Source organism: Pseudomonas citrullilanati (assembly GCF_030580855.1).
In the GTDB taxonomy this organism is placed as follows: Bacteria; Pseudomonadota; Gammaproteobacteria; order Pseudomonadales; family Pseudomonadaceae; genus Aquipseudomonas; species Aquipseudomonas citrulli.
In genome coordinates, this window is the sequence record NZ_JAUQOP010000007.1 from 91,918 (window position 1) to 104,593 (window position 12,676).

A 12,676-nucleotide genomic window follows, 5' to 3' on the forward strand; every position below is an offset into this window, starting at 1 on the left:
CCGATCAGTCCGGGATGACGTCAGGGGACTGCCGGGGTGTAGGCGCGGTCAGCGAGGTGAGCTTGATCAGCAGGCCGAGGTGGCCGTTGTCGAGGAAATTCAACTGGCCATTCTTGGTGTGGCTCTGCTGTTTCAGGCGTTCACTGGCGGTGACCAGGCCATTGGCGTCGATCTGGTTGATCCAGAAGTCGGCGTCGACGTCGGTGAAACGGCCCAGTTTCAGTTCCAGGGTGCCCTCGATGGGAAATTGCCCGAACTGTTCGGCGCCGTCGCTGACGGCGATCTTGCTGCCCTGTTCGCCGACGTGTTGCTGCCAGGCCTTGTGCATCAACACCGTGTATTGGCCGCTGGCATTGAGTTTTTCCACGATGCCGCCCAATGCCGGCGAGCGCTGGGCATCGGCGTCCAGGCGTTTCGCGCCGGCATCCCAGTCTTCCGGCGCGGCGCGGCTGATGATGGCCGGCTCCGCGTTCTGCCGCACCAGGATCATTTCGACCTGGTACAGGTCGTCGGCAAACGCCAGCGGAGCGACCAGGGTCATCAACAAGGTCAGTGAGCGAAACAGGCGCATGTGGCGTCCTTCAAGCAGTGGTCGGGGTAAGGCGCTCGAACAGCGCTTCTACGGTATTGAAACGCTCTTCCGGGCGTTCCATGGGCACCATGAACTTGAACGTCGTGGCGCCTTCGAACTTGTAGCGCTTGGGCTGGCCCTGGATCAGCTTGATCAGCACCAGCGGATCGACCGGGGTCTGGGCCTCGAACTCGATGCGCCCGCCATTCGGGCCGCCGTCGACTTTCTTGATGCCCAGTTGCTCGGCCTTGAGCTTGAGCAGCGTGGTGCGGACCAGGTGCTTGGTCGGTTCCGGCAGCAGGCCGAAGCGGTCGATCATCTCCACTTGCAGGTCCTTGAGGCCTTCCTCGTCGCTGGCCGAGGCGATGCGCTTGTAGAGGATCAGCCGGGCGTGGACATCCGGCAGGTAGTCCTCGGGGATCAGCGCCGGCACCCGCAGGTTGATTTCCGGGCCGCCGCCCAGTGGCTGGTCGAGGTTCGGCTGTTCGCCCTTGCGGATCGACTTGACCGCCCGTTCGAGCATTTCCATGTACAGGGTGAAGCCGACGGCCTGGATCTGGCCGCTCTGGCCATCGCCCAGCAGTTCGCCGGCACCGCGGATTTCCAGGTCGTTGGTGGCCAGCACGAAGCCGGCGCCCAGGTCCTGGGTATTGGCGATGGCCTCCAGGCGTTTTTCCGCATCCGGGGTGATCTGCTGGCGCGGCGGCGTCAACAGGTAGGCGTAGGCCTGGTGGTGGCTGCGCCCGACCCGGCCGCGCAACTGGTGCAGCTGGGCCAGGCCGAACTTGTCGGCACGCTCGATGATGATGGTGTTGGCGCTGGGCACGTCGATGCCGGTCTCGATGATGGTCGAGGCGATCAATACGTTGAAGCGCTTGTGGTAGAAGTCGCTCATCACCTGTTCGAGCTCGCGTTCGCGCATCTGCCCGTGGCCGATGCCGATGCGCGCCTCCGGCACCAGTTCGGCCAGGTCGGCGGCGCATTTCTCGATGGTCTTCACGTCGTTGTGCAGGTAGTAGACCTGGCCGCCACGCAGCAGCTCGCGGAGCAGGGCTTCCTTGACCGTGCTCTTGTTCTGCTCCATGACGAAGGTGCGCACCGACAGGCGACGGGCCGGCGGCGTGGCGATGATCGACAGGTCGCGCATGCCCGACACCGCCATGTTCAGCGTGCGCGGGATTGGCGTGGCCGTCAGGGTGAGGATGTCGACCTCGCTGCGCAGGGCCTTGAGCTGCTCTTTCTGGCGCACCCCGAAGCGGTGTTCCTCGTCGATGATCACCAGCCCGAGGTTCTTGATCTTGACGTCGTCCTGCAGCAGCTTGTGGGTGCCGATGACGATGTCGATCTTGCCTTCGGCCAGGTCGGCGACGGCAGCGTTCACTTCCTTGGCGGACTTGAAGCGGCTCATCACTTCCACGGTCACCGGCCAGTCGGCGAAGCGGTCGCGGAAACTGTTGTAGTGCTGCTGGGCGAGCAGGGTGGTGGGCACCAGGATCGCCACCTGCTTGCCGGCGTGCACGGCGATGAACGCGGCGCGCATCGCCACTTCGGTCTTGCCGAAGCCGACGTCGCCGCACACCAGGCGGTCCATCGGCTTGGGCGCGAGCATGTCGGCGCGCACGGCTTCGATGGTGGTCTGCTGGTCGACGGTTTCCTCGAACGGGAAACCGGCGCTGAAGGTTTCGTAGTCGGCTTTCGGATCGGCGAAGGCATAGCCCTCGCGGGCCGCGCGACGGGCGTAGATGTCCAGCAGCTCGGCGGCCACGTCGCGCACTTGTTCGGCGGCCTTGCGCTTGGCTTTCTGCCAGGTCTCCGAACCCAGCCGATGCAAGGGCGCAAGGGCGTCGTCGCTGCCGGTGTAGCGCGCGATCAGGTGCAGGTTCGCCACGGGGACGTAGAGCTTGGCGCCCTCGGCGTATTCGAGGGTCAGGAACTCGGCGGCCTGGCCGTCGATTTCCAGCGTCGCCAGGCCCAGGTAGCGGCCCACGCCGTGGTCGATGTGGACCACCGGCGCGCCCTCGCGCAGTTCGGTGAGGTTCTTGATGACCGCGTCGTTGGCGGCGTCGGCGCGTTTCTCGCGGCGTCGACGCTGCATGACGCGCTGGCCGAACAGCGGGCTTTCGGCCACCAGCGCCAACGCCGGGTCGTCGAGGACCAGGCCTTCATCCAGCGGCGCGATGGTGATTGCCAGGCGATCCTGGCTCGCGACGAAGTCCGGCCAGCTCTCGACGGTCTTGGGCCGCAGCTTCAGGCGGTCGAGCAGCTCCAGCAGCACTTCGCGGCGGCCTGCGGTCTCGGCGGTGAACAGCACGCGGCCAGGGAACCCGTCGAGAAAACCGGCCAGCGCCGCCAGCGGCTGCGAAGCCTTGGCTTCGATCGCCAGGTCGGGCAACGGGCGGGCCGGAAAGCGCTCGCGACCGACGCCGGTTTCCACGTCCTGCTGGCTCGCCACCACGCGCGGCCAGCTCTTGAGACGGGCGAAGCAGTCCTCCACCGGCAGGAACAGTTCGGCCGGAGGCAACAGGGGACGGGAAGGGTCGACGCGGCGCTCTTCGTAGCGGTTGCGCACATCGTTCCAGAAGTTTTCCGCCGCCTGTTCGATCCCCGGCAAAGAGAACACCTGGGTGTCCTGGGGCAGGTAGTCGAACAGGGTCGAGGTTTCTTCGAAGAACAGCGGCAGGTAGTACTCGATGCCGGCCGGGGTGATCCCGCTGCTCAAGTCCTGGAAGATCGGGCAGCGGCGGAAATCCACGTCGAAGCGTTCGCGAAAGCGTGCCTTGAAGCGCGTCACGGCCTCTTTCTGCAGCGGGAATTCCTTGGCCGGCAGCAGGCGGATCGACTGTACCTTGTCGATGGAGCGCTGGTTTTCCGGGTCGAAGGTGCGCAGGGTCTCGATTTCATCGTCGAACAGGTCGATGCGATACGGCAGCTTGCTGCCCATCGGGAACAGGTCGATCAGCGCGCCGCGTACCGCGAACTCGCCGTGCTCGTACACCGTGTCGACGCAGCGATAGCCACTGGCCTCCAGGCGAGTACGCATCTGCTCGACGTCGAGCTTCTGGCCGATGTCCAGCACCAGGCTGCTGCCGAGCAGGAATTGGGTCGGCGCCAGGCGATGTAGGGCCGTGGTGATGGGCACTACCAAAACGCCATGACTGAGCTCCGGCAGCCGATAGAGGCTGGCGATTCGCTGGGAAATGATGTCTTGGTGGGGCGAGAAAAGATCGTAGGGCAGGGTTTCCCAGTCCGGGAAATGCAGCACGGGCAAGTCCGGCGCGAAGAACCCCAGCGCCTGTTCCAGCCGCTCGGCACTTTGGCTGTCGGCGGTCAGCAGCAGGGTAAAGCGCTGGGCAGCGCTGGCAGCCTCGGCGATGGCCAGGCTCAGGGCGGCACCGGGCAGGTTGCCCCAGTGCTGTTTACCTGCCGCGGCAGGGAGAAGCGGAAGACGCAGAACGGGCACGGAAGATTGAGCTCCAGCGTTGCGACAAAGTCGACAAGTGTAGCGGGGGAAGGGGGCTGCTGTCAGTCGCAGACTGCCCTGGCAGACAGGAAAACCGCGGTGCGACGGGCGCGCATTGCTCCGCCGAGGACTCGGCGGCATAATGTAGCCCCTTTTTTCAGCCCCTACATGTGGAAGGTTACCGTGACTCAGAAGCCCGACCAGTGTCTTGGTGAATGGATTGATCGTGAAGCGCTCGCCGAAGCGATGATCCCTCTCATCGGTCAGCTCTACCGCAATAACAACGTGGTGAGCTCGATCTATGGCCGCAGCCTGATCAACCAGTCTGTCATCGCGATCCTCAAGGCCCACCGCTTTGCTCGCCACCGTTCTTCCGACGACAGCGAACTCTCCGTCCACGAAACATTCCCCCTGCTCAAGGCCATGAGCGAGCTCAAGCTCGGCGCGGCTTCGGTGGACCTGGGCAAGTTGGCGTTCAAGTTCCGCAACGAAGGCAATGGCCGCAGCGCCGAGCAGTTCGTGCGTGAAGAGATGGCTGACGTGGTTGGCCAGCAGAACGTTTCGGCTCGCAAGGGCACTGACGTGGTGCTGTACGGTTTCGGTCGCATCGGCCGCCTGCTGGCGCGCATCCTGATCGAAAAAACCGGTGGTGGCGACGGCCTGCGCCTGCGGGCCATCGTGGTGCGCAAGGGCGCCGAGAACGACCTGACCAAGCGCGCCAGCCTGCTGCGTCGCGATTCGGTCCATGGTTCGTTCAACGGCACCATCACCATCGACGAAGAAAACAACACCATCACCGCCAACGGCAACCTGATCCAGGTCATCTACGCGAAGAACCCGACCGAGGTGGACTACACCCAGTACGGTATCAAGGATGCGCTGCTGGTGGACAACACCGGCGTATGGCGTGACGCCGACGGCCTGGGCCAGCACCTGGCCTGCCCGGGTGTCGACCGCGTGGTCCTGACCGCACCTGGCAAGGGCAAGCTGAAGAACATCGTCCACGGCATCAACCACGGCGATATCACCGCCGACGACAAGATCGTCTCCGCCGCCTCCTGCACCACCAACGCCATCGTGCCGGTGCTCAAGGCCGTGAACGACAAGTTCGGCATCGTCAACGGCCACGTCGAAACCGTTCACTCGTACACCAACGACCAGAACCTGATCGACAACTTCCACAAGGGCGATCGCCGTGGCCGCAGCGCCGCGCTGAACATGGTCATCACCGAGACCGGTGCGGCCACCGCCGCCGCCAAGGCCCTGCCTGAACTGGCCGGCAAGCTGACCGGCAACGCGATCCGCGTGCCGACGCCGAACGTGTCGATGGCCATTCTCAACCTGAACCTCGAGAAAGCCGCTACCCGTGAAGAGATGAACGAGTACCTGCGCTACATGGCGCTGCACTCCGAGCTGCACAAGCAGATCGACTTCGTCAATTCCCAGGAGGTGGTGTCCACCGACTTCGTGGGCTCGCGCCACGCCGGTGTCGTGGATGCCGAGGCCACTATCAGCCAAGACAACCGCGTTGTCCTGTACGTCTGGTACGACAACGAATTCGGTTATAGCTGCCAGGTGGTCCGCGTGATGGAAGACATGGCCGGTGTGAACCCGCCAGCGTTCCCGCGCTAAGCCTTAGCCGTTTGTGAAAACGCCCCGACTTGTCGGGGCGTTTTTGTATCTGGGTTTTGCTGTGTTTGGGCGGGCCTCATCGCGAGCAAGCTCGCTCCCACAGGGTGTACGCGATCGACTGTGGGAGCGAGCTTGCTCGCGATGGCGATCGTTCAGGCGCCGCCGGCCACCGAGGCCCGCGCAGTGCGCAGCTCATGCCGATTGCCCCTGAACAGCACCAGGGTCGCAATCAACCCCAGCACCGCCGCGCCGCTGAGCCAGATCCCGGGCGCCGCCTTGTTGTCCAGTACATGGATCAGGTACGTGCACGCCGCCGGGGTGAATCCGCCGAAGGTCGCGGTCGCCAGGCTGTAGGCCAGGGAGAAGCCGGTGGTGCGCACGTCGACCGGCATGATTTCCGTCAAGGCCACTACCATCGCACCGTTGTACGATCCGTACAGGAACGACAGCCACAATTCGACGATCAGCAAATGGCTGAAGCTGGGGTTCGCCACCAGCCAGGACAGCGCCGGATAAGCCGTCAGGATGGCCAGGATCGTGGCGGCGAGCAGCAGCGGTTTGCGTCCGATCCTGTCTGAAAGCGCCCCCATCACCGGTAGCCAGAAGAAGTTCGACAAGCCAATGCACACCGTGACCAGCAACGCGTCCAGGTCCGACAGGTTCAGCTCGGCCTTGCCGAAGGTCGGCGTGTAGGCGGTGATCAGGTAGAACGACACCGTGGTCATCACCACCAGCGCCATGCCGGCCAAGACGATGCCGAAGTTCTGACCGATGGAGCGGATGATTTCCGACAGGGTGGGGCGATGTTTTCTTGCCTGGAACTCAGGGGTTTCTTCCAGGGAGCGACGGATCATGAAAATCGCCGGGACGATCATGCAACCCACCAGGAACGGCACGCGCCAGCCCCATTCGCCCATAGCCTGGGGACTGAGCCAATGATTGAGGCCAACCCCCAGCAGGCCGGCGAAGACCACGGCGGCTTGCTGGCTGGCCGATTGCCAACTGACGAAGAAGCCCTTGCGCCCCGGCGTGGAGATTTCCGCCAGGTACACCGACACGCCGCCCAGTTCGACCCCGGCGGAGAAGCCTTGCAGCAGGCGGCCCAGCAGCACCAGCAAGGGCGCGGCCAGGCCCAGGGTGGCGTAGCCCGGCACGCAGGCGATCAGTATCGTGCCGGCGGCCATCATCGCCAGGGTGATGATCAGGCCTTTGCGGCGGCCGTGGCGGTCAATGTACGCGCCGAGGAAAATCGCCCCCAGGGGGCGCATCAGGAACCCGGCACCGAACGTCGCCAGGGACAGCATCAGCGAGGCGAACGCACTGTCGGTCGGAAAGAACGTCTTGGCGATGGCCGTGGCGTAGAAGCCATAGACCATGAAGTCGAACATCTCCAGGAAGTTGCCGCTGACAACGCGAAAAATCGCCTTGCCGTTGCTCGTGTTGGAAGGCATGGGTAGTTACTCACTCTGGCAAATCTTGTATGAAAGCGCTGACGCCCCGGAGAGAGCCTTGCAGGAACCTTGCGGGAATATGAGAGCCTTGGAGCCTGTGGGAGCAAAGCTTGCTCGCGATGAGCGATGACCCGGTCTTGCAGTTGAACCGTGTCGCCTGCATCGCGAGCAAGCTTTGCTCCCACAGGGGCTCCATTGGCTCCCACAGGTTTTTTGCGTGCGCTGGAGTTCATAATGGCCGGCTCGGTTTTGACGGGAGATGAAGATTTGTTAACTGGACGATGGATTGGGCTTGTGGTGGTTGCCGTGTTGTCGGGTTGTGGCAACGGCGACACCCTGGAGCGCTTCGACGGCCCGACCATGGGCAGTCATTATTCGATTCAGTACGTCAGACATTCCGCCGGGCCCACTGCGAAAACGGTGCAGGCCGAGGTGGAAAACATCCTGGCCGAGGTGGACCGGCAGTTCTCGACCTACCGCAGCGACTCGGACATCGAACACTTCAACGCTCTACCGGCCAATAACTGCCAGGCAATGCCTGCCGCGGTATTGGAGTTGATCCGGGTCGGCGAGCAGCTGTCCTTGCAGAGCGACGGCGCCTTCGACCTGACGGTGGAGCCGCTGTTGAACCTGTGGGGGTTCGGTCCGCAGTCGCGGGAGGAGAAAGTGCCCAGCGCCGAAGCCTTGGCCCGGGTTCGCCAGCGCGTCGGCCATGGTCATTTGCGCATCGACGGCGACCGCTTGTGCAAGGACGCCGCGGTGGAGGTCGACTTCAACAGCATCGCCGCCGGCTACGCGGTCGACCGGATCGCCGCCCGGCTCCACGCCCTGGGCATCGACAGTTACCTGGCCGAAGCCACCGGCGAGCTCAAGGCTGTCGGACGCAAGCCCGACGGCTCGGCCTGGCGCGTCGCCCTGGAAGAACCCCGGGACGACCGGCAGGTGGCCGAGCGCGTCATCGAGGTCAATGGCTACGGGGTTTCAACATCCGGTGACTACCGCCGATATTTCGAGCAGGACGGCGCACGCTATTCCCACACCTTCGATGCGCACAGCGGTGCACCGGTCCTGCATAACCTGGCGTCAGTCACGGTGATTCATCCTTCGGCGCTGATGGCCGATGGACTATCGACGCTGTTGCTGATTCTCGGGCCCGAACGGGGTTGGGACTATGCCCAGGAGCATGGCATCGGGGTATTTTTCGTGTTGCGCGATGGCAATCGTTTTGTCACCCGTACCAATGATGCGTTTGAACGGATCAGCAGGGAAAAAACCCAATGATGACAGCGCCCCCTAGCCTACGACGCGACCAAGGGGTAATGTGCGCGGCGTTGACGCTTCTATAGACTGTGGGCCGGGCGCGTGAATCGGCCCCAAATTGTTCCTTCATGCCGCTGGCCGGCATGATTTAGCCGTCGGCGCCAATGTGGCGGCGCGGCCTGTTCTGAGGAGTACGCATGGCTGTCTACAACTACGACGTGGTGGTACTGGGTTCCGGCCCGGCGGGGGAAGGCGCGGCAATGAACGCCGCCAAGGCAGGGCGCAAGGTGGCGATGGTCGACAGCCGTCGGCAGGTCGGCGGCAACTGCACCCACTTGGGTACCATCCCGTCCAAGGCCTTGCGTCACTCGGTCCGGCAGATCATGCAGTTCAACACCAATCCGATGTTCCGAGCCATCGGTGAGCCGCGCTGGTTCTCGTTCCCGGACGTGCTCAAGAGCGCCGAGAAGGTCATCTCCAAGCAGGTGGCCTCGCGTACGGGCTATTACGCTCGCAACCGCGTCGACGTGTTCTTCGGCACCGGCAGCTTTGCCGACGAACAGACGGTGGAAGTGGTCTGCGGCAATGGCGTGGTCGAGAAACTGGTGGCCAAGCACATCATCATCGCCACCGGCTCGCGCCCCTACCGTCCGGCCGACATCGATTTCAACCATGCACGTATCTACGATAGCGACACCATCCTGAGCCTGGGTCACACCCCGCGTAAGCTGATCGTCTACGGTGCGGGCGTGATCGGTTGCGAATACGCTTCGATCTTCAGCGGCCTGGGCGTGCTGGTGGAACTGGTGGATAACCGTGGCCAGTTGCTGAGCTTCCTTGACTCGGAAATCTCCCAGGCCCTGAGCTACCACTTCAGCAACAACAACATCACCGTGCGCCACAATGAAGAGTACGACCGCGTCGAAGGTGTCGACAACGGTGTGATCCTGCACCTCAAGTCCGGCAAGAAGATCAAGGCCGACGCCTTGCTCTGGTGCAACGGCCGGACCGGCAACACCGATACCCTGGGCCTGGAAAACATCGGCGTGAAGGTCAACAGCCGGGGCCAGATCGAAGTCGACGAGAACTATCGCACCTGCGTGCCGAACATCTATGGCGCCGGTGACGTGATCGGCTGGCCGAGCCTGGCCAGTGCCGCCCACGACCAGGGCCGTTCGGCCGCTGGCAGTATTGTCGACAACGGCAGCTGGCGTTTCGTCAACGACGTGCCGACCGGTATCTACACCATTCCGGAAATCAGCTCGATCGGCAAGAACGAGCAGGAACTGACCCAGGCCAAGGTGCCGTATGAAGTGGGCAAGGCCTTCTTCAAGAGCATGGCGCGGGCGCAGATCGCCGGCGAGCCGCAAGGCATGCTGAAGATCCTGTTCCACCGCGAGACCCTGGAAGTGCTCGGCGTGCACTGCTTCGGCTACCAGGCCTCCGAGATCGTGCACATTGGCCAGGCGATCATGAACCAGCCGGGCGAATTGAACACGCTGAAGTACTTCGTCAACACCACGTTCAACTACCCGACCATGGCCGAGGCCTATCGGGTCGCCGCCTACGACGGCCTCAACCGGCTTTTTTGAGCGGCTCCGGCCGGTGGCCTGAGCCGGCCGGGGAGACCGATTTCAGCCCTTCCCAAGGGTGGCAGTGGCCAAACCGGGAAAGTCTGTAATCAGGCTGTCAGCGCCAAAGTCGGCGAGCCTGCGCATCAGCGCGGGTTCGTTGACGGTCCAGACCGACACGTGCAGCCCCTGGCGTTGCGCCTTGATCAGGCGTTCCGGCGTGCACAGGGTCCAGTTCAGCGCCAGGATTTCACAACCGTAGCTCTGGGCGACCTTCAATGGGTCGAGCCAGGCGTACTCGGCCACCAGGCCGCGGGAGATGTCCGGGGTCAGCTCCAGGGCTGCCTTGAGCACTTCCCGGGAACTGGAGGTGATGGTGACTTTGTCCAGCAAGCCGAAACGCTGGGCCATTTCGCGAATGCCCAGCACCGTGGCCGCCGCCCGGGTGCGCGAGGCGCTCTTGACCTCCAGCTGCCAATGCTCGAAATCGCATTTCTCGAACAGCTCTTCCAGGCGTGGGATCGGGCACGGCTTGATCCAGCCCGGGCCACCCTTGCGTGCATCGTAGGTCACCAGTTCGGCGGCGGAATGCTCCACCACCTTGCCCCGGCGATCCGTGGTGCGCTTGAGGGTCGGGTCGTGGATCACCATCAGCTCGCCGTCCATGGACAGGTGCAGGTCCAGTTCGCAACGGCGCACGCCGTGCTTGAGGCATTCCTGGAAGCCGGCCAGGGTGTTTTCCGGTGCTTCGCCCTTGGCGCCGCGGTGGCCATAGATGAGGGTCACGGTTCTTCCTTATTGATACCAGATTCGTTCAGTTCCCGCGCCAGGCGCCGTTCTTGCGCCTGTTTCTGCAGGATGTAGCGGGCCAGCAACTGCCGCTGGGCGTCGGTCGGGCGTTCGAATTCGGTGCCGACGTCAAAGCCGTCGCCCTTGGGGTCGCAATGGGTCACCCGGGCCCGTAACAGCAGGCCGAGGGCCTGGGGCATCAGCACCAGCTTGATGGACAGGTGGGCGCCAACCGCGATGGGGGTGGGGTATTGGAAATCGATGCCGCCTTCGGAAATGATCACCGGCTGCGGTTCGCCGATCTCGCCCAGCACGGTCAGGGCGATGACCTGGCTGAGCAGGTCGATGCGTCGGTTCATGGCCTTGAGGTAGGCCGCGATGCTGCGTTCGCGCTCGCTGATCTGGCGCAGCAGGTGCTGTGACTCGAATTCGCTCAGGTGCAGTTCGCTGAGCAGGTTGAACAATGGAGATGCATCCTGCAACACGTCCTGGCCAGCAGCTTCAGGAATGGAGAGGGGCCGAATTTCCAGTGCGATCATGTCCTCGATACGGTAGTATTCGCGGCGATCTTCTTCATCTAATGTCGACATGGCGAACCCATGGTAGCGGCGGTGGTCTGAGTGTAAAGCTGGTTTGTGACCCCCGCCACAAGGACGTTCCTTTTCCCTCCGAACAAGCCCCGACATGTTCAGACCTCTCTTCGTATTCATCGGCACGCGTTATACCCGTGCAAAGCGTCGCAACCATTTCGTATCGTTCATTTCCCTGACGTCCATCATCGGCCTGGCCCTCGGCGTGGTCGTGATGATCGTCGTGCTGTCGGTGATGAACGGCTTCGACCATGAAATGCGCACCCGCGTGCTGGGCATGGTCCCCCACGCGACCCTCGAAACCGGCGAAGCCATCAGCGACTGGCCGAGCCTGGCCGCCAAGGTCAAGCAGAACCCGCAGGTGCTGGCCGTCGCGCCGTTCACCCAGATGCAGGGGCTGCTGACCAACAATGGCAAGGTGTCCAAGGTGCTGCTCAACGGCATCGACCCCGGGCTGGAGCGGCAGGTGTCGATCATCGACAACTTCATGACGCAGGGCCGGCTCGATGACCTGGCGCCCGGCAGCTTTGGCATCGTCATCGGCGACAAGGCCGCGGCCAAGCTCGGCGCCGCCATCGGCGACAAGCTGACCTTCGTCGCGCCGGAAGTCACCGTGACCCCGGGGGGCATGTTCCCGCGCATGAAACGCTTTACCGTGGTCGGTATCTTCCATGTCGGCGCCGGCGAGCTGGACGGTTACCTGGGGGTGACCAACCTCCAGGACCTGGCGCGCCTGCATCGCTGGAAACCGGACCAGGTCCAGGGCCTGCGGTTGAAGTTCGACGATCTGTTCCAGGCGCCACGCGCTGCCTGGAACATCGCCCAGCAGCTTGGCGAAGATCGTTACTACGCCCGGGATTGGACCCGCACCCACGGCAACCTGTACCAGGCGATCCGCATGGAAAAAGCCATGATCGGCCTGCTGTTGCTGCTGATCGTCGCCGTGGCGGCGTTCAATATCATTTCCACGCTGGTGATGGTGGTCAACGACAAGAAGGGCGACATCGCCATCCTGCGTACCCTGGGCGCCACGCCGGGGCAGATCATGCGGATCTTCATGGTCCAGGGCACCGTGATCGGCGTGATCGGCACGGTCGCCGGCGCCCTGGTCGGCATGTTCGCCGCGCTGAACGTCAGCGCCGCGATCGCCGCCCTCGAAGGCCTGATCGGGCACAAGTTTCTCAACGCCGACGTGTACTTCATCGACTACCTGCCTTCGCAACTGCAGGCCGATGACGTGTTGATGGTTTGCGGCGCCGCGTTGGTCCTGAGTTTCCTCGCCACCCTGTATCCAGCCTGGCGTGCCGCGCGCACCCAGCCGGCGGAGGCGTTACGTTATGAGTGAGTCGGGC

9 protein-coding genes are annotated in these 12,676 nt (G+C 63.5%); 4 read left to right on the plus strand and 5 right to left on the minus strand.

Features of this window, described 5'->3' with window-relative positions:
- Positions 1 to 4 precede the first annotated feature (4 nt).
- Together Q6A48_RS07855 and mfd are read right to left on the minus strand one after the other, a co-directional pair.
- On the minus strand, positions 5 to 571 hold the full coding sequence (locus Q6A48_RS07855; RefSeq protein WP_304553295.1) for a CsiV family protein: 567 nt from the start codon (positions 569 to 571) through the stop codon (positions 5 to 7).
- A 10-nt stretch (positions 572 to 581) separates the two neighbouring features.
- Positions 582 to 4,031, minus strand: a complete 3,450-nt coding sequence (mfd, locus tag Q6A48_RS07860) for a transcription-repair coupling factor (RefSeq protein ID WP_304553296.1) — start codon at positions 4,029 to 4,031, stop codon at positions 582 to 584.
- Between the two features lie 168 nt (positions 4,032 to 4,199).
- Between mfd and Q6A48_RS07865 the strand changes: the two genes are divergently transcribed.
- Positions 4,200 to 5,663: a glyceraldehyde-3-phosphate dehydrogenase gene (locus Q6A48_RS07865; RefSeq protein WP_092326913.1), complete on the plus strand. Its 1,464-nt coding sequence runs from the start codon at positions 4,200 to 4,202 to the stop codon at positions 5,661 to 5,663.
- Positions 5,664 to 5,815: 152 nt separating this feature from the next.
- On the opposite strand, the gene Q6A48_RS07870 is transcribed toward Q6A48_RS07865, so the two are convergent.
- Positions 5,816 to 7,114: an MFS transporter gene (locus tag Q6A48_RS07870; RefSeq protein ID WP_304553298.1), complete on the minus strand. Its 1,299-nt coding sequence runs from the start codon at positions 7,112 to 7,114 to the stop codon at positions 5,816 to 5,818.
- A gap of 234 nt (positions 7,115 to 7,348) precedes the next feature.
- Here Q6A48_RS07870 and Q6A48_RS07875 point away from each other — a divergent pair, with 234 nt between their 5' ends.
- On the plus strand, positions 7,349 to 8,395 hold the full coding sequence (locus Q6A48_RS07875) for an FAD:protein FMN transferase (RefSeq protein WP_304553300.1): 1,047 nt from the start codon (positions 7,349 to 7,351) through the stop codon (positions 8,393 to 8,395).
- Between the two features lie 176 nt (positions 8,396 to 8,571).
- Positions 8,572 to 9,966 carry a Si-specific NAD(P)(+) transhydrogenase gene (gene sthA, locus Q6A48_RS07880; RefSeq protein WP_304553302.1) on the plus strand — a complete coding sequence of 465 codons (1,395 nt, stop codon included), beginning with the start codon at positions 8,572 to 8,574 and terminating at the stop codon, positions 9,964 to 9,966.
- Positions 9,967 to 10,008: 42 nt separating this feature from the next.
- Here the strand turns inward: sthA and Q6A48_RS07885 are convergent, their stop codons facing one another.
- On the minus strand, positions 10,009 to 10,731 hold the full coding sequence (locus tag Q6A48_RS07885) for a glycerophosphodiester phosphodiesterase (RefSeq protein WP_304553303.1): 723 nt from the start codon (positions 10,729 to 10,731) through the stop codon (positions 10,009 to 10,011).
- Complete coding sequence (locus tag Q6A48_RS07890) at positions 10,728 to 11,324, minus strand: PilZ domain-containing protein (protein ID WP_304553304.1); 597 nt, start codon at positions 11,322 to 11,324, stop codon at positions 10,728 to 10,730. The genes Q6A48_RS07885 and Q6A48_RS07890 overlap by 4 nt, the downstream gene beginning before the upstream one ends.
- Positions 11,325 to 11,418: 94 nt before the next feature.
- Between Q6A48_RS07890 and Q6A48_RS07895 the strand changes: the two genes are divergently transcribed.
- Positions 11,419 to 12,669, plus strand: coding sequence for a lipoprotein-releasing ABC transporter permease subunit (locus Q6A48_RS07895; RefSeq protein ID WP_304553306.1), 1,251 nt, complete (start codon positions 11,419 to 11,421; stop codon positions 12,667 to 12,669).
- The last annotated feature ends 7 nt before the right edge of the window (positions 12,670 to 12,676 follow it).